Here is a 22098-nt window from a genome sequence, read left to right on the forward strand (position 1 = left end):
AGCGGGTGGTTTCTGATGCGGCGCGCTGCGCGCCCCGCACAGGCTAAAGCCTCTAAATAAAGGGATAGGGCCACGCGGCCCTATCCCTTTTTGCTAGCTATAGCAGCTTGTGCGCTACTCGCGGCACAGGTGCACGGCGAAACCGGCGAACTCGCGCTTAAAGTACACGAGCTTGGTGCCGCCATCGGGCAACAGCACGCGCGACTCCTCGTTGACCTCGAGCCCGCGCTCGGCAAACCACTTCTCAGCTGCATCGATGTCGTTAACGGCAAAGCCGATGTGACCTTTGGTGCCACGACCGTTCTGCTTCATGATCTCGACCAGCGAATCGTTGAAGTACGAAACCGGGGTCTCGATGACGGGCAGGCCCATCATCGTCGAGAACAGCTCCGCGATCTCCAGGGCGTCTGCCGGGTCGGTGGCGTTAATGCCCACATGGGCAACGCGCATACCAAAGAGCTCTACCGGGTTGGCGTTCTGCTCACTCATGCAGTCAGCGCCTACTGAGCCATGACGTCGAGAACGGCCTTCTCGGCGGCAACGCGGTTCATGCCGGTCATGAAGGGCACGCCACTCACGTACGGGCAGGTGAGGCCCTCGGGGGCAACGGTGGTGGCGATCAGCAGGTCAGCGCCCTCGTCGCAGTAATCCTTGGCCTCGGAGATGGCGCACTGCACGATCTCGTACTTGTCGGCATAACCGTTGGCGTCGAGCAGGGTAGCGACCTTCTGGGCAACGAGCGTGGAAGTAGCAGCGCCAGCACCGCAAGCCAAAACGATCTTCTTCATAGGTAATGTCTCCCTTCATGGTTTACTTTAGGTAAGTGTACCGCAGCGAGCGATGGCACTCGGCCTCGATGAGCTTTTATGCCAGTTTGCTTGCGCGCTGCGTATAATACATCTAGTACGTGTTGTCATACCGCTCGCTTTATGAGCGACTAAGGACCCTAATATGCCCGATTCCCGCACACTCTGGACCGCCGTCGTTATCATCTGCATCGCCGTGTCGGTGTTCTTTAGCGTCAAAAAACGCACAACGTTCAAGCGCCTGCAGCAGCTTATGGCCGCCAAGCAGTGGGACGAGTTCGATCGTTTGCTCGACGGCAAACTCACCAGCATGCTGTACCCGCGCTACAACCGCGACTACCTGCGTCTGAACTCCTATCTGCTGCGCGAGGACCACGAGCGTGCCAGCGAGATGTTCGACCTGCTGCTGGGGCTCAACCTCCCCAAGATGCAGCGCGTCGACCTGGTGATCAAGGCCTTTAACTACTACGTTGGCCAGGAGGACCGTAAAAAGTCCAAAGAGCTGCTGCACGAGATCAAGGGCTTCGAGGGCGGTCAGGCCGAGGCAGTCGCGCACGAGTGTCAGCTGATGTACGACACGATGATCCTCAAGCGCCACAACGACATTCCCGAGCTGGAGCGCATGCTCAAGGATGCCGGTGACGACAAGGTCAAGCGCTGCCGCTTGGAGTACCTGCTGGCCCTGCAGTACCAGAACAAGGGCGACGAAGCCAAGTTCCAGGAGTTCCTGGAGAAGTCGGGCCAACACTCGATGGCCGTCAACGCGTAACGGACGGCTTGTGCTAGACTTCTAGTTTCACGGGGGCGTGGCGGAATTGGCATACGCAGGAGACTTAAAATCTCTCGCCGCAAGGATTGTGGGTTCGAGTCCCACCGCCCCTACCATGTGATTGCTTGCGAGCCCGTGTTCCCCAGGGATGCGGGCTCGCTTCTTTTAGATGCCGGCGGGACTCGAACCCGCGAGGGGGCGAGCGTTAAGCGGACGCGCAGCGTCCGTAGCGAGCCGGCGAGGGCGCCGACAGGCGGCCGAAGCCGGTGCGTATTTGCGCAGCAAATACGCAGACGTCCCAGCGCCCCTACCATGTATTGTTTACGAGCTCGTGTCCCCCAGGGATGCGGGCTCGTTTCTTTTACACGCCGGTGGGGCTCTAAGTTGCGGTGGAATAGTTCCTGTTTTGGCAGTTTACCAGCCCATTTAGGAACTATTCCACCGCAACTTAGGTTGGTGTTCCCACATTTTCCGATGGAAAAACGTGGTTGTCTCCCACATTTTCCGATGGAAAAACGTGGTTGTCTCGCACATTTTTCGATGGAAACGCCCAAATGGCCTTATACTAGCCGAGAGGGTTGGGAGGCAATATGCAGCGACAGCTTATGAGTGAACTTATCGCTTGGAAATCAAGGGCGAATCGCAAACCTCTCTTGCTTAAGGGAGCCCGCCAGACAGGAAAGACTTGGCTTCTTAACGAATTCGCAAGCCAGCAGTATCGAAACGTCATTCGTTTTGACTTTATGCTCGAGCCGAGCACACGCTCGCTGTTCGATGGGAACCTCGACCCCAAGCGCATCATCTCCCAGATAGAACTCCTACGTGGCCAAACCGTAACGCCGGAAGACGCGCTCATCATCTTCGACGAGATCCAAGAGGCACCACGCGGGATCACCTCACTCAAGTACTTCAACGAACTTGCACCCGAATACCACATCGTGGCAGCCGGTTCCTATATGGGCCTCGCGCTCCGACGCGAAAACGAGTCATTTCCCGTCGGTAAAATCGACCAGCTCACCATGCGTCCCATGGGGTTTGCCGAATTCGTTCGTGCCGTCGACGGCGGCCCGCTCGCCGACGCCGTCCTTGCCGCAGACATGAACCTTCTGGCAAACGTTACCGAAAAGCTCGAGCACTTGCTCAAGGAATACCTTGTTGTCGGCGGTATGCCCGAAGTTGTCTCCGCTTTCGCCGAGACACGCGATTTCATCGAAGCCCGAAGGCTTCAGCAGCAAATCATCGAGGCTTACGAATCCGATTTTGGCAAACATGCACCCGCCCGCATCGTCGAGCGCATGAGGTTGGTTTGGAAATCCCTTCCCGGCCAGCTTGCAAAGGAGAACAAGAAGTTTGTCTATGGCGCCCTTCGTCCCGGAGCGCGCGCACGCGATTTCGAGGAAAGCCTCCAGTGGCTCACGGACTACGGAATCGTTCATAAGGTGCCACGTGTTTCCGCTCTAAAGGCGCCGCTCTCGAGCTACGAAGACCTCTCGGGCTTCAAACTGTTCTGCATCGACACCGGCATCCTCGGAGCGCTCTCCGGTCTCTCTCCGGCCATCGTTCTTAACGGATCCGCTGTTTTTACCGAGTTCAAAGGTTCGCTGACCGAACAATACGTCGCGCAGGAGCTTTTGCTCCAGGACAAAACTCCCGCGTATTGGTCCTCTACCTCCGGCAATGCCGAAACCGACTTTGCCATCGACCATGCGGGAACCGTGCTTCCGCTTGAGGTCAAGGCGGCAGAGAACCTTAAAGCGAAGAGTCTGAAAATAGCCTGCGAAAAATTCAAACTCGAGCGTTGCGTGAGGAGCTCCCTGGCGGCATATAGAGACGAGGGCATGCTCATCAATATTCCGCTTTGGGAGATTGGGCAGATCGACAAGCTGGCATAGGCGCTGTGGGGACGCCCCGCAAGGACTGTCCCCAGGTGCCGGCTGTTGAGTTGCGGTGGAATAGGGACTGTTTGGTGCCCGAAAGGGCGATTGTAGTCCGTATTTCACCGCAAATTATTTAGAGGGTGCTGAGAGTGGGGGTCCAGCCGATGGTGGGGGTCGCGCCGTCGAGGGTCTCGTTGATGGTGGCGGCCATGCCGGCGAGGAGGCTGTTCTCGCTTACGGTGAGCATGTCGTAACCGCCGGCTCGCATAAGCTCGCGAATCACCACGGCACCAGCCAAGATCACGCCCGCGCGTTTGGGCTGTACACCCGGTAGCGCGGCGATGCCTTCCGCGTCCAACACAGACATGCGCTCGATAGCGGCCGAGACCTGCTCCAGCGACAGCTCGCGTAGGTGCACAAAGCTCGAATCGTACGGTTCCAGCTCGTGGACCAGAGCCACCAGCGTAGTCACCGTGCCGCCCACCGCGACTAAGCGTTCGGCGCGCTCAAAGTCGACAGGCAGGCCCTCAAAATAGGCGGCGAACTGCTCGCCTGCCCACGCGGCAGCGACAGCAAGCTCGCCATCCGCGGGCGGCAACGCGGAGAAAAAGCGCTCCGTCACGCGACGGCAGCCAATGTCCAGCGAGCGCGTCCCTTCCAGCGCAAAAACCCCGCGCTCCGGAGCGTATACGCCCGTCGCGAGCTCCGTGGAGCCACCGCCCGAATCGGCGACGATGATGCGCTCGCCAGCAAAGTCGTGCGCCACGCCAAAAAACGTCAGGCGCGCCTCGACCTCGCCCGGAATCACCTGTGGCTCAAGCCCCAGATCGCGCAGGCCGTCCAGCAGCAGCGCGGCATTGGACGCATCGCGTGCGGCACTCGTGCACGTGGTGCAGATGCACGCGGCCCCAAAGGTACGGGCTTCGTCCACAAACATGCGGCACGCAGCGAGCACGCGCTCAACGGCCGCCTCGCAAAAGCGCCCCGTCGCGTCCACGCCCTCGCCCAAGTCGGTGATCTCGGTATGCTTGGACGATTCCACGATCGCCCCGGCCTCGACCTGCGCCAACACCAGTCGCGACGACACCGTTCCCAGGTCGATCGCGGCTACCTTATAGCGTTTGCAATTTGTCATTGCGGGCTCCCCTCCGGGCGCTATTTGCCGTTGGACACGACCGTCTGGCCCTCGACGCCGTTAAACCCAAACAGCATGTCGAGCGCTTGGATGTACCACGGCGCGTCCTTACCGACTTCTTCGATTTCCTTGGCAACTTCGCTGGCCTTCTTGGCGTTCGACGACTTCTGGCTCGACGAGGCATCCGGATCGCCGTCCAGGCCCTGCACTTCAATCCTCTTCTCGCCGGGCATCACCAAGCCCAGGTCCTCGGATGCCGCATCCTTGATACCCTCCTCCGAGAGCAGCTTGTCGACGCTTTTTTGCAGCCCATCATTGTATTGCTGGCGAATCTCGACCTGCTTGGCCAAGATATCGCTCGAACGCTTTGCCACGTACAGGTCGCGCACGGGGAAATACAGGCTCACGAGCACCAGGGCAACGACGATGCCGATGAATAGCCCTCGCTGAGGACCGTGGGTAAAGTCGTAGATCGCCTTGACCACCGCGTTGTCATTGGCGTAGCGCATAAAGTCCGAGCCCGAAAAACGGTTCGAGGGCCTGCTCGATTTGTCGTGTACCTGAGTCGAGGAACGCGACGCATGCGACGAACGTGCCGGGCGCACCGGTCCGTCTGTCGAAGTATTCACTTGAGCATTGGGGCGCGAGGTACCTGTCGGGCGCTGCGTGGAGCGATCGACGCCGGCGTAGGCGGACCCACCGAGCTGCACCGTGCGCGCACGGCGAGGCGACGGCTCGCGCGAACCGGCGGAATAGTACCTGTTGTCGTAAATCTGATCCATGTGCGCCTTGTGCGGTTGAGGTTTGTTTGCGCTAAGTCCTTTAGTTATAGCACGAGCGCCCGCACCGCCTTCGCCAGCCTTTGCTCGACATAAAAAAGGCGCTGAGCCATATGGCCCAGCGCCCACAGCGCTTTGCGGCGTCCAGCCAAGACGGGGCGGAACCGAGTCAGCCTCCCCCTCGCCAAATTCGCCCGTTTAGCGAATGTTGTAGAACGCGGCCTTGCCGGCGTAGCGCGCACTGCCCTCGAGCTCGTCCTCGATACGGATGAGCTGGTTGTACTTGGCAATGCGGTCGCTGCGGCACGGGGCGCCCGACTTGATCTGGCCGGCGTTGACGCCCACGACCAGGTCGGCGATGGTGGAGTCCTCGGTCTCGCCGGAGCGGTGGCTCACGATGCAGGCGTAGCCGGCCTCCTTGGCGGTCTCGATGGCCTCGAGCGACTCGGTGAGCGTACCGATCTGGTTGACCTTGACCAGGATCGCGTTGGCGGCGCCCAACTCGATGCCCTTCTTGAGGCGCTCGGTGTTGGTGACGAACAGGTCGTCGCCCACCAGCTGCACCTTGTTGCCAATGCGGCGGGTAAGCTCGACCCAGCCGTCCCAGTCCTCCTCGGCCATGCCGTCCTCGATGGAGATGATGGGATAGGTGTCGACGAGTTTCTCCCAGTAATCGACCATCTGGGCGCTCGTATACTCAACGCCCTCGCCCTTGAGCTCGTACATGCCGGTCTCGGCGTTGTAGAACTCGGTCGAGGCCGGGTCCATGGCGTACATGAAGTCGACGCCGGGCTTAAAGCCGGCCTTCTCCACGGCCTTGGTGATGTACTCGAACGGCTCGGCATTGGTCTTGAGGTTGGGCGCGAAGCCGCCCTCGTCGCCCACGCCGCCGCCCAGGCCGGCCTCGTGCAGCACGCCCTTGAGGGTGTGGTAGACCTCGGCGCACCAGCGCAGGCCCTCGGCAAAGCTCGGGGCGCCCACCGGCATGATCATGAACTCCTGGAAGTCCACGTTGTTGTCGGCATGCACGCCGCCGTTGAGGATGTTCATCATAGGCGTGGGCAGCAGGTGGGCGTTGACGCCGCCCAGGTACTGGTACAGCGACAGGCCCGCCGACTCGGCCGCGGCGCGGGCGACGGCCAGCGACACGCCCAGGATGGCGTTGGCGCCGAGTTTGGTCTTGTTGGGGGTACCGTCCGCGGCGATCAGCGCGGCATCGACGGCGCGCTGATCGAAGGCATCGAGGCCCACGACGGCGTCGGCACACTCGTTGTTGACGTGTTCGACGGCCTGCGAGACGCCCTTGCCCAGATAGCGGCCCTTGTCGCCATCGCGCAGCTCGCATGCCTCAAAGGCGCCGGTCGAAGCGCCCGAAGGCACCATCGCGCGACCGAAGCTGCCGTCCTCGAGCACGACCTCGACCTCGACGGTGGGATTGCCGCGGCTGTCGAGCACCTCGCGACCGTAAACATCCAAAATATCGCTCATGTTGTCTCCCTCTCACTTGGAAACGTAGTGGTTGCAAGCGACCGGCTGACCGTGCACCGTCGGTGCGCCTCCGTAAGTTAGCCATGTCGCACTTTTTGCATTATGCCCTAAGTTAGCCGAGGGATACACTTGTTTTTCGAAAAATTTAGCGGGAGCGACGAGGCGTGCCGGCTCATCGTTCCCGCAGTCTTACTCCTCTGCCTTTGCGGCATCCCACAGGTCATTGAGACCGTGGGTCGAAAGCTCAGCCAGATCCACATGGGCGTTGGCCGCCATCTGCTCCATCGCAGCCCAGCGACGGCGGAACTTGGCCGTGCTCGCGCGCAGGGCGCTCTCGGCGTCGATGCCCTCCTTGCGCGCAACGTTGACCAGGGCAAAGAGCAGGTCGCCAAACTCCATCTCGCGCTCGGGCGAGCCGGGAGCCTCGGCCTCAAACTCGGCACGCTCCTCGGCAACCTCGTCCCACACATCCTGGACCGTCTCCCACTCAAAGCCCACGGCCGCTGCCTTGCGCGACACCTTCTGCGCCTGCATCAATGCCGGCAGATGCGTGGGCACGCCGTCGAGCAGGCCCTCGGGCGCAGCCTCGCCTGCCGCCACGACCTTGTCCTTGGCAGCCTTCTCAGCAAGCTTAACCTCGTCCCAGATCTTGAGCACATCGTCGGAGTTATCGGCATCCGCATCGCCAAACACGTGCGGGTGGCGGCGGATGAGCTTGGCGTCGATATCGCGTGCCACATCGGCCAGCGTAAACTCACCGGCGTCCGCCGCGATCTGCGCATGCAACACTACTTGCATGAGCACGTCGCCGAGCTCCTCGCGCAGATGCGCCGCGTCGTCCGCCTCGATGCAGTCGAGCGCCTCGTAGGCTTCCTCGATCATGTTCTTGCCGATGCTCTGATGCGTCTGTTCGCGATCCCACGGGCAGCCATCGGGCTGACGCAGACGCCAGATGGTCTGCACCAGATGCTGCAGCTCGGCCGACGCGTCGACCAGCGTGGACAGATCGCGCGAGCCCTCGGCATTTTGCTGAGCCGTGTGCTGCGCCATGGTTAGTCCTCCTCCATGATCACGTGGCGGAACGCACCGCCCTCGTAGATGCCGTAGCTGTGCGTGCCATCCTTGGGGATGCTCACGCTGCCGGGGTTGAAAAGCCATAGGCCCGGGTGTGCCTCGCTTGCCTCGTTAACCTTGATATGCGTGTGGCCGTAGACGAGCGCGGAGCCCTCGGGCAGCGCGGGCGCGTGGTCGACGCTGTTGTGCATGCCGGCGCCAAAGACGTGGCCATGCGTCAGGAACAGCTCGCGGCCGGTCTCGTCGAACAGCGTGGCGTAGTCCGCCATGACGGGAAAGTCGAGCACCATCTGGTCGACCTCGGCGTCACAGTTGCCGCGCACCGCGATGATGCGGTCGGCCAGGGCGTTGAGCAGCGGAATCACGCGCTTGGGGGCGTAGTCGCGCGGCAGGTCGTTGCGCGGGCCGTGGTAGAGCAGGTCTCCCAGCAGCACGATGCGGTCGGGCTGCTCGGATTCGATGGCGGCGACCAGGCGCTCGGTCCAATATGCCGAGCCGTGAATGTCGGAGGCGATAAGGTATTTCATGGGGAGTCCTTTCGGGGTGGGGTTGATGTGGCCGGGCGCGGCGCGTCGCTCGGCCGTGTTACTCAAATCGCAGTGCCGCGCTCTGGGCCGCCTGCATCACACGTTGGAGCGGCACGTTGTGCTCACGGGCAAGGCGGGCGCAGTCTTCGTACTCGGGTGCCGCGCGCTCGCTGCCGTCGGGCAGGGTGGCTACCTTGACGGATACATCGCCCCATAGCGTCGTTACGCGCTCAAAGCGGCGTGGCAGGCAAACGCGCTCCATAACCTGGCGGCGGATGCCATTGGTCGTGGTTTCCAAAAAGATAATCGTCTGCAGGCGCTCGATATCCTCGTGGGTGCAGATTACCTGCAGCTGCCAGCCGGGACGGCCCTTCTTGCAATAGAGGGGTAGCCAATGCACCTCGCGCGCACCGGCCTCGCGCAGGCGGTCGGCGGCGTAGGCGAGCACCTCGGGCGACGCGTCGTCGATATCGCATTCCAGTTTGACGATGGTCTCGGGCGCATCGGTCTCGCGGGACAGCGGAGATTTGCTATCGCATGGCATACGGTCCGGCTCCTTTCCGCACGGGCTCGTTTTGTTCACCCAAACGCTAACACATCGCGGGCGGCGTGGATGTGGCGGAGCGCGATGAGCGCGATTTTCCCTGTCCGCAAGAAACCGACACTCCACCGCCTCAGCCAAACATGTACGTCAGCCTCCAAACATGTCATTTTTTGCAGCTTTTGGAGGCTGATGTACACGTTTTGAGAGCGCAAGCGAGGCCGCACCGCGCGTCGCGCAGCCTTTCCAATCGATTTCGACCCCCGGCGTGTCCGGCGTGTTGAGAGCTGCGCCATTACAATGAAGCGGATTCGCTTGACGCAAAGGAGCCGCCATGCCTGCTTGCCCGCTGGTCGATTGCCACACCCACACCTCGTTCTCGGACGGTCATGCCTCGTTTGAGGACAACGTTCGCGCCGCTGCTGCGGCCAGCTGCCGCGTCATGGTCTCGACCGACCATCTCACCCTGCCCGCCAGCATGGATGCTAACTGCGAGGTGCAGGTTACTGAGGGTGACCTCCCGGCGCATCGTCTGGCTTTTGAGGACGCTCGCAATCTTGCCGCTCAGATTGCGCCAGAACTCACCTTTATCTACGGTTTCGAATGCGATTGGTACGAGGGCTGCGAGCCTTTGGTTGAGCGCTGGTCCCAGGGCGCCGTCGTGCGCCTGGGCAGTGTGCACTGGATTGGCAACCCAGGCGATATCATGGCCGGTGCCGCGGGTACGGCGGGAACGGAGGACGTCGCTCGTCCCGATACGCCCGATTCGCGCTGCGGCTGGATCGACGATGACACCAACCTGCACGTTTGGGAAAACCTGGGGGTACGCGGCGTGTGGGAGCGCTATGTCGATGACTGGTGCCGCGCCTGCGAGAGCCCGCTCAACTTTGATGTGATGGCTCACCCCGACCTGGTCATGCGCTTTTCGAAGGAAGGCTTTGCGCCCGATTTTGACCCCGCACCGTTTTGGCAGCAGATGGCAGAGTGCGCGCACGATACGGGCCGCCGCGTTGAGGTCTCGACGGCCGCACCGCGCAAGGGCTTGGGCGACTACTACCCCGCAACCGGTCTTTTGCGCTGCTTTGCCCATGCCGAAGTGCCGATCACCTTTGGCTCGGACGCGCACCGCGCCTGCGATATCTGCTGGAACATCCGCGAGGCCCAGGCGCACGCCTACGACTGCGGTTATCGAACCTTCGACATCCCCCACGCCACCGGCGAATGGGAATCCACGCCCCTCGCCTAGCCATCCCTTCATAAGTTGCGGTGAAATAGGGATTGTTTTGCTTGATGAAGCGCTTAAACAGTCCCTATTTCACCGCAACTTCCATGACCCCGTTACACCAACAAAGACTGTCCCAAACGACTAGTGGCGGCGGGCGTTGAGTTCGCCGGCCAGCTCGTCGAGGGTGATGCCGTAGCGCTCGAGCGTCACGAGCAGGTGGTAGACCAGGTCGCCGGCCTCGTAGCGGATGTGATCGTGATCGTTATCCTTGCAGGCCATGATCACCTCGCTCGCCTCCTCGGCAAGCTTCTTGAGCAGCTCGTCCTCGACGTCGGTCAACAGACGAGCGGTGTAGCTCTCCTGCGGCGATGCGTCGCGACGGCCGTGAATCACCTCGGCGAGCCCCGTCAGCGTCTCACCGATATTTCCATCCTGAACGTTTGCGGTGCGCACACCCATAGTTCAATCCTTTCTGGTTGGCCGAGCGTCTAATCGAGCGCCCGCCCTACGCGAGTTTCTTAAAGAAGCAGGTACGGTTGCCGGTATGGCAGGCCGGACCCGGCGAGTCAACCTTGACCAGCAGCGTATCGCTATCGCAGTCGGCCCAAAGCTCCTTGACCTCCTGCATATTGCCGCTCGTCGCGCCCTTGTTCCAGAGCTCCTGGCGACTGCGGCTCCAAAACCACGTGGTACCGGTCTTGAGCGTCAGCCCCACCGACTCCTCGTTCATCCAAGCAACCATAAGCACCTCGCCGGTGTCATACTGCTGAACCACACAAGGAATCAATTCTTTGGCGTCGTATTTAAGATCCGCTGGAGTAGTAATTTCTCTCATTTCAATTCCCCAATTTAAACATCGCCGGTCGGCGAGGGTTGTCCAGGTGCCCGAGATTCCGAGCGACAAGCCCGACGACGCGTACTTAAGTACGCGAGGAGGGTTGGAGCCGGAAGGTCGGGTGCCTGGGCAAGCCGCAGCATTAGAAGTCCAGCCTCACAGGAATACCTTGAGAGGCCATATACTCTTTGACTTCGCGAATGCTGAACGTCCCAAAGTGAAAGACGCTTGCCGCCAGTACGGCGTCGGCTTCGCCCTCGATCACACCCTCAGCAAAATGCTCGAGCGTGCCCACGCCGCCGCTCGCGATGACGGGAATCGGCACCGCGCGCGCCACGGCGCGGGTGAGCGCCAGGTCAAAGCCGGCCTTGGTGCCGTCGCGGTCCATACTGGTGAGCAAGATCTCGCCGGCGCCGCGACGGGCCGCCTCCTCGGCCCACGCCACCGCGTCGATACCCGTGGCGTTGCGGCCGCCTGCGGTAAAGACCTCCCACTTGTCGGCACCAGATGCGCCGGGCAAACCGACGCGCTTGGCATCGATCGCCACGACCACGGCCTGGCTGCCAAACGCCGCGGCAGCCTGGCTAATCAACGACGGATCGCGCACGGCGGCAGAGTTAAGCGACACCTTGTCGGCGCCGGCTGCAACCATGGTGCGCATGCCCGCCAGGTCGCGAAAGCCGCCGCCCACGGTATAGGGAATAGCGAGCTCCTCGGCCGCATGCGCCGCCATCTCGATGGTCGTCGCGCGGTTGTCGCTCGTGGCGGTAATGTCCAGGAAGACAACCTCGTCCGCACCCTCGCGGTCGTAGGCGCGGGCTAGCTCCACCGGGTCGCCCGCATCGCGCAGGCTCACAAAGTTGACGCCCTTGACCACGCGGCCGTCCTTGACGTCCAAGCAGGGAATCACGCGTTTGGTAAGCATGGGCTACTCCTCCCCTCGGGCGGCGGCTAGCGCCTGGGCCAGCGTAAAGTTGCCCTCGTAGAGCGCACGGCCGGTAATGGCGCCCTCAATAGCATCCTCACCCACCGCGGCCAGTGCGCGGATATCGTCGAGCGTCGAGATACCACCCGAAGCCACGACGGGAAAGCCCGCGACCTCGGCCACATGACGATACGCCGCCACATCGATGCCCGTCTGCATGCCATCGCGCGCGATGTCGGTATACACCAGATGCTTAAAGCCCAGCTCGGAAAGCTGCGCCACGGCATCGTCGAGTGCCACGCCCGCGCCGTCGCGCCAGCCGTTCACCTTGACCTGGCCGTCGCGTGCGGCGATATCTGCCACCAGCAGCTCGCCAAAGCCGCGAGCCGCCACCTCGGCAAATCCCGGCTCGGTCACGATCACCGTGCCCAGCGCGATGCGACGCGCGCCATAGCCGGCAAGCTCGTCGATGCGCGCGAGCGAGCGAACGCCGCCGCCCACGTCCACGGACAGACCGTCGACGCCGCAGATAGCCTTTATCGCCGCCGAGTTGGCAGCGCACGCGTCCTCGTCCTCGCCAAAGGCAGCGGACAGGTCGACGACGTGCACCCAGCTCGTGCCCTGCTCGGCAAAGGAGCGGGCAACGGCCACGGGGTCGTCGGAATATACCTTGCAGCGGCTCCGGTCACCGCGCTCCAGGCGCACGACCTTACCGCCGATCAAATCGATTGCGGGAAACAGAATCATCGGCCGGCCCCCTCGACGATGCTCACAAAGTTTTTAAGAATGCGCTGACCCAGCGCGGAGGATTTCTCGGGATGGAACTGGCAGCCCCACACGTTGCCATGGCGCACGATGCACGGGAAGCTCCGCGTATAGTGCGTGCGCGCCAGCACATCGGCGGCATCGGCATCGTCGGACACCGCGTAGCTGTGGGTGAAGTACATGTTGGCACCCTCGGCAAAACCAGTAAGCAGCGGATCGGCCGCACCGGTGGGCGTCATGTGCACCTGGTCCCAGCCCACGTGCGGCACCTTCAGGCGACTCGACTCCAAGCGCGTGCACGAACCGCACATAATACCCAGGCCATCGACCCAGGGGCCACCGGCCTGCTGGGGGGTGTTGCCATCGGCAACCGCGCCCTCGTCCGCAGGCACGCCTTCGTTGCCGCGCTCAAAAAATAGCTGAAGGCCCAGGCAAATGCCGAGCAGCGGAGTTCCGGTGGCGACAGCATCGAGCACCGCGTCCGCCTCGCCACTCTGGCGCATAAAGGCGATCGCGTCATAGAACGCGCCCACGCCCGGAATGACCAGGCCGTCGACGCGGCGGATCTGCTCCGGTTCGTCCGATGTGCAGGCGGCGGCACCGGCGCGCGCAAGCCCGCGCACGACGCTCGACAAGTTGCCCTTGTGGTAGTCAACTACCACGATCTTCGGTTCGCCCACGCGACCCTCCTTTTCCCCATTCAAAACCTGTCCCTTTTTGGCAGGTTACAGTGAACCCTTGGTGCTGGGGATGCCCTGCACGCGAGGATCGAGCTCGCAGGCGTGACGCATCGTGCGGCCCACGGCCTTAAAGGCCGCCTCGATAATGTGGTGCGAATTGCCGCCCGCCAGCTCGCGCACGTGCAGCGTGAGCTTGGCATCGCGCGCAAAGGCATAGAAGAACTCGACGGCCAGCTCGGTATCAAAGGTGCCCACACGCTCGGTCGGCACGGGCAGCTCGCAGTAGGCCTGGCCGCGACCCGAAATGTCCACGGCGGCCATCACGAGCGTCTCGTCCATGGCGATCGCCGCATCGGCAAAGCGCGTAATACCCGCTTTGTCGCCCAGCGCCCGGCAAAACGCCTCGCCCAGCACAATGCCCATGTCCTCGACGGTGTGGTGCGCATCGACTTCCACATCGCCTACCGCATGCACCGTCAAATCGAACAGGCCATGGCGGCCAAAAGCGTTGAGCATGTGGTCGAAAAACGGCACGCCGGTCGAGATATCGCACACGCCGGTTCCGTCCAGGTCGAGCTTGACGACAATGTCGGTCTCCCCCGTCTTACGGGTCACCTCGGCATAACGGCCCATCTACATCTCCTCCTTCACCAGCGCGGCAAACGCAGCCAGCACCTCGTCGTTTTCCTGCGGGGTACCCACGGTAATGCGCAGGCAGTCCGCGAGCCCCGGCGCGTAGCTAAAGTCGCGCACCAGGATGGAGTACTCGTCGCGCAGACGCTCACGCACACGCGTGGCATGCGGCGTGCGCACGAGCACAAAGTTCGCCGCACTCGGCCATGCCTCCACGGGCAGGCCCTCGGCAGCCATCGCACGCAGGGCAGCCAGCTCGCGCTCGCGCTCGGATGCGACCTGCGCCACCACGGGCGCATAGGCATCGCGGGCACGCACGCAGGCAAGCGCCGCCGCCTGGCTCAGCACGTTGACCGAGTAAATCTGGCGAATCGCCGCGAACACCTCGATAACCTCGGGCGCCGCGATCACATAGCCCAAGCGCGTGCCGGCGGTGCCAAACGCCTTGGACAGCGTGTGCAGAATCACCAGGTTGGAGTGCTCGGCGATAAGCCCCTGCGCTGTGGTGGCCGCGCCGAACGAATCGTCGGCAAACTCAACGTAGGCCTCGTCGACCATCACCATGCCGGGGCAGGCGTCGCACAGCGCCGCGACAAAGTCGAGCGGCGCCACATCACCCGTGGGATTGTTGGGCGAGGTCACGATTGCCAGGTTGCACTCGGGCGCGGCCGCGAGCACGGCTGCCTGGTCGAGCTCAAAGGTCGCCGGGTCGCGCCACACGTCGCGCACCTCGGTCTGGCACAGCGACGCAAAGAACGCATACTCGCTAAAGCACGGCGGGCAGTTGAGCAGGGTCCGCCCCGCGCCGCCAAACGCCAGCAGGAAGTTATAGAGTAGCTCGTCGCCGCCGTTGCCCACGCAGATGTTCTCGCGCGTCACGCCATGCCAGGCAGCAAGCTCGTCGCGCAGGTCGTTGGACATGGGATCGGGATAGCGGTTGAGCGGTGCGGCAGCCAAGGCCGCATCAACCGCCTCGCGCACGCCGGCCGGCACGGGATAGGTGTTCTCGTTGGCCGAAAGATTGATGCGCGTGGGCGTAAAGTTGGGATCGTAGGGCTCGATGCCGGTCAAGTAGGGCTGGACGAGCTCCTTCATGCGGGGCGTCAGCTCGGCCATATTAGGCCTCCTCGCCGGTCGCGCCAGCGGCACCGCCCGCAGCCGCCGCCAGGTCCACGCCCTCAGCAACCGTCGCCACGGCGTCGCCCGGCCAGGCGACCTTGGTCAGGTCGGCCGCAGCCAGTGACTCGGCACTCACGGCATCCTCGCCCTGCTCCAGCACGCGACGACGCAGGGCAGCAGAAAGCGCGTGCGCCCACAGGCCCTCGGCCTCGGCTAGACGCTGTGTGGCGGGAGCGTCAGAGAGCAGGCCCTCGGGCGTATAGCAAATGACGCTCGAGCGCTTAACGAACTCTTCGACCGAAAGCGGGTTGGAGAACATGGCCGTGCCGCCGGTTGGCAGCGTGTGGTTGGGACCGGCAACATAATCGCCGAGCGGCTCGGAGCTCCAAGCGCCCACAAAGATGGCGCCGGCGTTGCGAATGCCGCCGAGCAGGCCCATCGCGTCCTTGCAGTGCAGCTCCAAGTGCTCGGGCGCCACGGTATTCACCGCCTCGACGGCGGCAGCCATGTCGGCGGCCACCACGATGGTGCCCTCATTGTCGAGCGAAGCACGCGTGATCTCGGCACGCGGCGACTGCGCCACCAGGATATCGATGCCTGCCTCGACCTCGCGCGCAAACTGCTCGTCGCAAGTCACCAGATAGCAGGCTGCCAGCGGATCGTGCTCGGCCTGGGCCATCAGGTCTGCCGCGACCACCATGGGCTTGGCCGTGGCATCGGCCAGTACGCAGACCTCGGAGGGGCCAGCGACCATGTCGATTCCCACGTCGCCCGAGACAATCTGCTTGGCCGCAGCGACAAAGGCGTTGCCCGGACCGGTGATTTTATCGACACGCGGAATGGTCTCGGTACCGTACGCCAGCGCGGCCACGGCCTGAGCGCCGCCCACCATATAGATTTCGTCCACGCCGCCGAGCTTTGCCGCGGCAAGCGTGTGGGGGCTGATCAGGCCGTCTTTTTGCGGCGGGGTCACCATAACCACGCGCTTGACGCCGGCAACCTTGGCGGGAATGGCATTCATGAGCACCGTGGAGGGATACTGCGCGCGACCGCCCGGCACATAGATGCCAGCCGCCGCGAGCGGGGTCACCTTAACGCCGAGTATCGTGCCGTCCGGGCGCGTGGTAAACCAGCTCTGCTCGACCTCGCGCTGGTGGAATTCGCGAATCTGACGCGCGGCCTTCTCAAGCGCAGCGACAAAAGCGGGATCGAGACCTTCGAGCGCAGCATCGATCTGCTCCTGCGGCAGACGGAAGCTCTGCAGCTCAACGCCGTCAAAACGCTGACAGTAATCGCGCACCGCGGCATCGCCGTTGGCGCGCACGTCGGCCACGATATCGCGGGCGGCGTCGACGATGTTTTGCGGCAGCACACCCTTGCGGTTGAGCTGGTTGGTAACGAGGCGCTCACCGGGAGCAAGCTTGATGGTCTTCATATCGGTATCCCCTATCGGTCGAGGTTGTGTTCGAAAAACGAGCGACTGGGCAGCGGCACCAGTCGGCCCGCAGCCCGTACGTTGGGGCGCCCGTGCGCGCTCGCGCTATTGTGCCGAGCCCGCGACGGGCTCAAAATGCTTGTCCTTTACGGCAGCCGCCAGGCGATCGGCCAGGTTGCGCACACGCGGATCGAGGCGCGCGGCACCCGGGTTGACGAAGAAACGGGCCGTGCAGTCCATGATGCGGCCGGTGATGACCAGGTCGTTGTCGCGCAGCGTGGCGCCCGTGGCGGTAATATCCACGATGCGATCGGTCATGCCGACAATGGGGCCCAGCTCGATGTTACCGTGCAGCGAAACGATGTCGGCGTTCACGCCGCGCTCGGCATACCAGGCACTCGCGATGCGCGGGTACTTGGTTGCCACGCGAAGCGAACCGCGGCGGGCATAGTTGCGCTCGGCCTGACCGGCGCGCCACGCGGGCTCCGCCTCGATAAAGGTGCACAAGCCATAGCCCAGGTCTACCAGCTGCAGCAGGTTGAGGTCCGCCTCGATGAGCGAGTCCCAACCGCAGATGCCGCAATCGGCACCGCCGCAGCCCACAAAAGCGGGCGCATCGCTGGGACGCACGATGACAAACTCGATATTGCCGACCGCGCCCTCGCCGGCACGTGTGTCGCGGCCGCGCACGATCAGGTGACGGCCGGGGTCACGCAGCTCAGAGACGTCCAGGCCCGCGGTCTCGAGCACGTCGAGCGTGTCGGCCTTAAGCGAGCCCTTGGGCACGGCGATGCGCAGCGGGCCCTCGGCGCCACGGCCCGCGGCGTGATCGCCGTCGGAAGCGGCGTCCTCGGCCGAGGTGCGCGCGGTCTCCAGACGCTCGAGCGAAAAGGCGAAGCCCGCCGCCGGCACCTCGATGCCGTCGCCAAATGCACCGGTAAAGATGGAGTCGTAGCGTCCGCCCGAACCCACCGGATCGGGCAGGTCACCGGCATAGGCCTTAAAGACCAGGCCCGTGTAGTAATCAAAAGAGTTCATGATGGAGAAGTCGAACGACAGCACCCGGGCGTCCTCGGGAGCCAGGCCCTCGACCAGAGCACGCAACTCGCGCGTGAGCGGCGCGGCGATACCGGCAGCCTCCAGCAGCGCGTCCACGCGGTCGAGCACCTCGGCACCACCGTGCAGGCGCGGCAGCTCGCTAATGGCGGCCTTGACGGCCTCGGACTCCGCACTTGCCGCCACACGGGCATCAAGGCCCACAAAGTCGTTGGCGTGCACGCAGCGCAGGGCCTCGGCGGCCAGCTCGCGATCCTCGCACGCCGCGAGCAGCTCCTTAAACGGACGCACGCTACCTGCGATAATGCGCGCATCGGGCAGCGCCAGCTTGCGCACGGCCTCGGCCACGAGCGAGACGATCTCGACATCGCCCGCGGTATCGCCCGCACCGATAAGCTCAAAGCCCAGCTGTGTAAACTGGCGCGAGCCGCCGGCATTGCGCTGGCACTCACGAACCACCGGCGCCTCGTAGCGAAGGCGCAGGGGCAGATCGGCCGCGCGCATGCGAGTCGAAACCAGACGCACAATCGGCAGCGTGTTGTCGGGACGGACCACCAGCAGGCGACCGTCGTCATCAAAGAGTTTAAACGGCGTGTCCGCAATGCGGCCGCCTTCCTCGAGCGAACCCTTGTCCTCGAGCAGTGGCGTCTCGACCGGAAGGTAATGATGCTCCCTGAAGCAGCCCTTCACCGTCAGCGCAATCTCCTCGCGCGCCTGAGCCTCCTCGGGCAATATGTCCCGGAATCCCCACGGTGTGGCCGTCATCTGGTGAGCCTCCTCATGCTGTGCTTCGTATAGAACAGAAGACCGGCATAGCTCCGCCGGTCTTCTGGGTACTTTAGCATACTAGAGTGCTTGCGGGGAAAATCCGTCGCAGCCGCTCACGCCGTATTCATTTGGAAACATAGGGCAGATTGCCGCAACCCAACCCCGCCTAGGCGCCAATCGCACGACGATACTCTGCCATTACCTGCGCATCGGCAGCTGCGGGGTCGGCAAAATAGCGCCAGTCATAGGTCTCGGCCGAAACAACTCCGCGATAGCCGCGCGTCACCAGCCTATCCAGGTCGGCGCGCATATCGCGGTCGCCGTCACCCCAAGCAAGATGCGTCGTGCCATCTGCCGCAACATCGACAAAATGCACGTGGGCGACATCATCGCCAAGCAGATCGAAATAATCGTCGATGGTATCCCCTGCCACCGCCATAGCGCCCAAATCCAGACACGCCTTAAGTGCCGGATGATCAACTGCCTCGATCATGCGCTTCGTGTCGGCCGCCGAGTTCACGATCATCGACTCAACCGGCTGTAGGGCCTCGAGCACCAGTCGCACGCCGCGCTCTCCCGCATGCTCGGCAATCGCACGCAGCATCGAGGCGCTGCGACCCCACGCGTCCTCGATCGGCTCGTTCAAAAATGCCCAGCCGCTCGAGACCATGACCTGCTCGGCTCCAAGTTCCGCCGCGATATCCACAACGTTCTTAAAGTACGCGAGCGTGCGAGCGCGCGCCTCATTCCCGCGCGCCGCGATATTCCACGGCTTGGGGTTGTTCTGTTCGGGACAAAGCCCCACAATCCGAATCCCATACCGCTGTGACAGCTCCTGCACCTGCTCGAGCGAATCGTATCCATGGCAATCGACATACAGATGCATCGCCCCGGTCCAAAGCTCGCAACACGTGTAGCCCGAGGCCGCTGCCGAAGAAAAGAATTCCTCAAGGTCAAAATAACGATGGCTGATATTCATGACGGCAAGCTGGGGATAGCTCATAATTACTCTCCAACCCAAGCGAGGCCCCGTTCCATATAGGAGCGAGGCCCGATTACACAAACGTTATTTGCTCTTAGTAGTCGAACTGGTGATAGTAGCGACGGTAGTTGAGGTTGTGCTTGGTGACCGTCTCGTAGTAAGCGGCAAGGCGATCGGTGATCAGCGAGGAGAGGATCCACGGGGAGACGATGACGCGGAACTCGTCGTCAAGGCCGGGGATCGCGAACTCGGCGGTGTCGATGATGTTGATGTCGGTGTCGCCGGTCACGCCGCGGGTCAGGAAGGCGCGGACGCGCTCGTCGAGCTTGCGGTTCTCGTCCTCGCCCATGAACAGGAAGACCGGGACGCCGGGCTCCACGAGCTCGAGGGTGCCGTGGAAGAAGTCGGCCGAGGTGATGTAGCGGGTGCGCTTCCACTGCATCTCCTCCAGGATGCACATCGAGAACAGGATGGTCTCGCCCCACAGGGCGCCGGAGCCGATGAACATGGTGTAGGGGGCCAGGGCGTACTTCTTGGCGAGCTCCTCGGCGCGCGGCTCGAAGCGCTTGCGGATATCGAGCATGTCCTTCCAGATGTCCTTGGTCTGCTCGATGAACTTATCGAACTGCGGGAAGCAGCCACGGCGGTTGAGCAGGCGCAGGCCGAAGCAGTCGGCGAGGTAGTAGCCCATCTCGCAGCCGCCGTTACCATGATCGGAAGCCATCTTGACGCAATTCTCGGCGCCCACAGCCTGGCCGATGGGGCCCTCGGGCTTGGTCATGGCGTAGACACGAATGCCCTTTTCCTTCATCTTCTTGACGGCCTCGAGGACCTCGGGGGTGGTGCCGGACTCGGAGGCGGTGAGCACGACGGACTTCTCGGTCATGCGCTTGTGGCCCATGACGTTCCACTCGGCGGCGTGGATCAGGTAGACCTCGAGGTCGCGGTCGCCGAACTTGTTCATGAGGTACTCGAGCTGCATGAGCTCGTCCCAGGTGCCGCCGACGCCCATCAGAAACACGGCGTCGTAGCCCTCGTCGGCGACCTTGTCGGCGAGCGCGGTCATCTTCTTGCCGGTCTCATAGACGTTCTTGCCGTCCTCGAGATAGCCCTCCTGGCTAAAGTGCATGATCTCGATCTTCTCGGTTTCCTTCATGGCTTTTCCTTTCTGTCCAGCACGCGAATCTATATATCGCGTTTCTTTTCGATACCAATTATAGACATACACCCAACGTGTTTTTAATACCACTTTTCAATCTGTTCCAATCCCCGGTGAACGGTCGAAATTCTCTGGTGAGTGGTATCAAATTAGAATTTGATGTATAGCTAACGCCCCCGGCGTCTCCCTTGTGTGACAAAGAACAGCGTTCCTACCAGCGCAATAATGGTCGATGCTCCAAACAGTACCGTCTGGACGCCCAAAGCCTCCGCCAAAAACGGAGCCGCCAGCAGCGGCACCACGCCGGCGCTCATCAGGCCAAAACGCACAAAGCCGGTAATGCGCCCCAGGTATTTGATGTCGGCACGCTCCTGAATCAAGATCATCTGCAGCGGCTCCAGGAACCCCCAGGCCAGACCGTTAATCGCCTGACCGATAATCGCGACCCCCAGCATATCAGTGCCCACGTACACCATGGACCCAATGCCCACGGCCATGAGCGCGCCGAGCAGCAATCGCAGGTTGACATGGCGAGCAGAAAGCTTGGTCAGGATGAACGCACCCACCGAGGAAGTGAGGCCCACGACCGAGGACAACCAGCCCAGCCAGACGATATCCACGTTGAGTACATCACGGTAGAACAACGACTCCAGCGAATCGAACGCGCCAAACGCAAAGAAACCCAAAAAGCCCGAGATAAAGATGAGGCGCAAGTCGTGGTCGCGAAACGTAAGTCGCGCACCCTCGGCCATGCCGCCCAGAATACCGCCCTTCGGCTTCTCCCCTTTTGCGGGAGCAACACACTCGTGACAGCCCAAGGAGAGCACGGCCGCCACACCCATCATGCCCGCCATGAGCAGATAAACCGATTGCGTGGCAAAACAGCTCACGATGGCACCGCCGAGCAGCGGGCCAGCGGTATAGGCGATATTGCTGTAGAACACCATGAGGCCGTTCACGCGGGTACGACCCTCGGTGGTCGACTCCAGGTATCCCGGAAACGCATGCGTGCAGGTGTTGATAAAGCCGCCCGCAAGTCCCAAGACGCACGCGGCAAACACAAGCCCGGGGACAGACAACGGCGCTAACCCCACGCCAAGCGATAGCACTGCCGTAATCACGCACGTCACAAACGACGTCCGGCGCGGTCCAAAGCGATCGATGACCGAGCCCGACACCATATTGCCCACCGACGTCATAAGATTGCGCACGAGCGTAATGGCGGCAACCAAAAAGGCCGTGCCGGCCAGATCATACGTGGCCGCACCGATAAGCCCCAAAAAGTAGACCGCGTTGTTGGCGCACCACTGCAGGGACTCAATAAGAATCAGCCTGACCTCTGCCGGCGTCAGGCGCATTGCTTCGCGATCCTTCGCGAACATACGAACTCCTTCTATACAAAAAGGGGATGGAGGGCATAGGCCTGCTCCATCCCCTTTCCAGGTTGCAACGAAAATCTATGCAGCCGGGCCCTTACGCCAGCACGCCGAAGAACGCGCCGATGATGCCCACGACCATGG

Annotated in this window: 23 protein-coding genes and 1 tRNA gene; 4 read left to right on the forward strand and 20 right to left on the reverse strand. The window is 62.5% G+C overall.

Features of this window, described 5'->3' with window-relative positions:
• Window positions 1-114 precede the first annotated feature (114 nt).
• Together LK493_RS09410 and LK493_RS09415 are read right to left on the reverse strand one after the other, a co-directional pair.
• Window positions 115-489, reverse strand: coding sequence for a VOC family protein (locus tag LK493_RS09410; protein WP_117564907.1), 375 nt, complete (start codon window positions 487-489; stop codon window positions 115-117).
• Window positions 490-500: 11 nt separating this feature from the next.
• The gene (locus LK493_RS09415; RefSeq protein WP_006235903.1) at window positions 501-788 is read right to left on the reverse strand and encodes a PTS sugar transporter subunit IIB; all 288 of its coding nucleotides are present in this window, start codon (window positions 786-788) and stop codon (window positions 501-503) included.
• Window positions 789-951: 163 nt separating this feature from the next.
• Here LK493_RS09415 and LK493_RS09420 point away from each other — a divergent pair, with 163 nt between their 5' ends.
• The 3 genes from LK493_RS09420 to LK493_RS09430 all read left to right on the forward strand — a co-directional run bounded on the left by LK493_RS09420 (window position 952) and on the right by LK493_RS09430 (window position 3467).
• Window positions 952-1575, forward strand: coding sequence for a hypothetical protein (locus LK493_RS09420; protein ID WP_195363798.1), 624 nt, complete (start codon window positions 952-954; stop codon window positions 1573-1575).
• Between the two features lie 31 nt (window positions 1576-1606).
• Window positions 1607-1691: transfer RNA gene (locus LK493_RS09425), tRNA-Leu, on the forward strand.
• A 474-nt stretch (window positions 1692-2165) separates the two neighbouring features.
• Window positions 2166-3467 carry an ATP-binding protein gene (locus LK493_RS09430; RefSeq protein ID WP_227790840.1) on the forward strand — a complete coding sequence of 434 codons (1302 nt, stop codon included), beginning with the start codon at window positions 2166-2168 and terminating at the stop codon, window positions 3465-3467.
• A 118-nt stretch (window positions 3468-3585) separates the two neighbouring features.
• Here LK493_RS09430 and LK493_RS09435 read toward each other — a convergent pair whose 3' ends face one another.
• The 6 genes from LK493_RS09435 to larC2 all read right to left on the reverse strand — a co-directional run bounded on the left by LK493_RS09435 (window position 3586) and on the right by larC2 (window position 8999).
• Entirely contained in the window at window positions 3586-4587 is a 1002-nt protein-coding gene (locus LK493_RS09435; RefSeq protein WP_227790841.1) for a Ppx/GppA phosphatase family protein, read from the reverse strand.
• Window positions 4588-4607: 20 nt separating this feature from the next.
• Entirely contained in the window at window positions 4608-5369 is a 762-nt protein-coding gene (locus tag LK493_RS09440) for a hypothetical protein (protein WP_227790842.1), read from the reverse strand.
• Window positions 5370-5564: 195 nt separating this feature from the next.
• Entirely contained in the window at window positions 5565-6854 is a 1290-nt protein-coding gene (eno, locus tag LK493_RS09445; RefSeq protein WP_117769943.1) for a phosphopyruvate hydratase, read from the reverse strand.
• Window positions 6855-7043: 189 nt separating this feature from the next.
• Entirely contained in the window at window positions 7044-7904 is an 861-nt protein-coding gene (gene mazG, locus LK493_RS09450) for a nucleoside triphosphate pyrophosphohydrolase (protein WP_227790843.1), read from the reverse strand.
• Window positions 7905-7906: 2 nt separating this feature from the next.
• On the reverse strand, window positions 7907-8455 hold the full coding sequence (gene yfcE, locus LK493_RS09455; protein WP_227790844.1) for a phosphodiesterase: 549 nt from the start codon (window positions 8453-8455) through the stop codon (window positions 7907-7909).
• 58 nt (window positions 8456-8513) lie between these two features.
• The gene (gene larC2, locus LK493_RS09460; RefSeq protein WP_408583424.1) at window positions 8514-8999 is read right to left on the reverse strand and encodes a nickel pincer cofactor biosynthesis protein LarC2; all 486 of its coding nucleotides are present in this window, start codon (window positions 8997-8999) and stop codon (window positions 8514-8516) included.
• A 331-nt stretch (window positions 9000-9330) separates the two neighbouring features.
• Here larC2 and LK493_RS09465 point away from each other — a divergent pair, with 331 nt between their 5' ends.
• Entirely contained in the window at window positions 9331-10242 is a 912-nt protein-coding gene (locus LK493_RS09465; protein WP_227790845.1) for a PHP domain-containing protein, read from the forward strand.
• 120 nt (window positions 10243-10362) lie between these two features.
• On the opposite strand, the gene hisE is transcribed toward LK493_RS09465, so the two are convergent.
• From hisE to LK493_RS09525, 12 genes are all read right to left on the reverse strand, one after another.
• Complete coding sequence (gene hisE / locus LK493_RS09470; RefSeq protein ID WP_006235893.1) at window positions 10363-10680, reverse strand: phosphoribosyl-ATP diphosphatase; 318 nt, start codon at window positions 10678-10680, stop codon at window positions 10363-10365.
• Window positions 10681-10726: 46 nt separating this feature from the next.
• Window positions 10727-11056, reverse strand: coding sequence for a phosphoribosyl-AMP cyclohydrolase (gene hisI, locus LK493_RS09475; RefSeq protein ID WP_227790846.1), 330 nt, complete (start codon window positions 11054-11056; stop codon window positions 10727-10729).
• 142 nt (window positions 11057-11198) lie between these two features.
• Window positions 11199-11981: an imidazole glycerol phosphate synthase subunit HisF gene (gene hisF / locus LK493_RS09480; protein WP_099432268.1), complete on the reverse strand. Its 783-nt coding sequence runs from the start codon at window positions 11979-11981 to the stop codon at window positions 11199-11201.
• Window positions 11982-11984: 3 nt separating this feature from the next.
• Window positions 11985-12728 (reverse strand): 1-(5-phosphoribosyl)-5-[(5-phosphoribosylamino)methylideneamino]imidazole-4-carboxamide isomerase, encoded by a 744-nt coding sequence (locus LK493_RS09485; RefSeq protein ID WP_195544820.1) that lies wholly within the window; start codon window positions 12726-12728, stop codon window positions 11985-11987.
• The gene (gene hisH / locus LK493_RS09490; protein WP_227790847.1) at window positions 12725-13426 is read right to left on the reverse strand and encodes an imidazole glycerol phosphate synthase subunit HisH; all 702 of its coding nucleotides are present in this window, start codon (window positions 13424-13426) and stop codon (window positions 12725-12727) included. Before hisH ends, LK493_RS09485 begins: the two co-directional genes overlap by 4 nt.
• Window positions 13427-13471: 45 nt before the next feature.
• The gene (gene hisB, locus LK493_RS09495; RefSeq protein ID WP_227790848.1) at window positions 13472-14059 is read right to left on the reverse strand and encodes an imidazoleglycerol-phosphate dehydratase HisB; all 588 of its coding nucleotides are present in this window, start codon (window positions 14057-14059) and stop codon (window positions 13472-13474) included.
• A complete protein-coding gene (hisC, locus tag LK493_RS09500; protein ID WP_227790849.1) occupies window positions 14060-15175 on the reverse strand; it encodes a histidinol-phosphate transaminase in 1116 nt (371 codons plus the stop codon).
• 1 nt (window position 15176) lies between these two features.
• Window positions 15177-16613, reverse strand: a complete 1437-nt coding sequence (gene hisD / locus LK493_RS09505) for a histidinol dehydrogenase (RefSeq protein ID WP_227790850.1) — start codon at window positions 16611-16613, stop codon at window positions 15177-15179.
• A gap of 105 nt (window positions 16614-16718) precedes the next feature.
• The gene (hisG, locus tag LK493_RS09510; protein ID WP_227790851.1) at window positions 16719-18434 is read right to left on the reverse strand and encodes an ATP phosphoribosyltransferase; all 1716 of its coding nucleotides are present in this window, start codon (window positions 18432-18434) and stop codon (window positions 16719-16721) included.
• 169 nt (window positions 18435-18603) lie between these two features.
• Entirely contained in the window at window positions 18604-19440 is an 837-nt protein-coding gene (locus LK493_RS09515) for a sugar phosphate isomerase/epimerase family protein (RefSeq protein WP_227790852.1), read from the reverse strand.
• Window positions 19441-19513: 73 nt separating this feature from the next.
• A complete protein-coding gene (locus LK493_RS09520) occupies window positions 19514-20575 on the reverse strand; it encodes an SIS domain-containing protein (RefSeq protein ID WP_227790853.1) in 1062 nt (353 codons plus the stop codon).
• A gap of 170 nt (window positions 20576-20745) precedes the next feature.
• A complete protein-coding gene (locus LK493_RS09525; protein WP_192919619.1) occupies window positions 20746-21960 on the reverse strand; it encodes an MFS transporter in 1215 nt (404 codons plus the stop codon).
• Window positions 21961-22098 lie beyond the last annotated feature (138 nt).

Origin of the sequence: Collinsella aerofaciens (assembly GCF_020709435.1) — a bacterium.
GTDB classification, from domain to species: Bacteria; Actinomycetota; Coriobacteriia; order Coriobacteriales; family Coriobacteriaceae; genus Collinsella; species Collinsella aerofaciens_AU.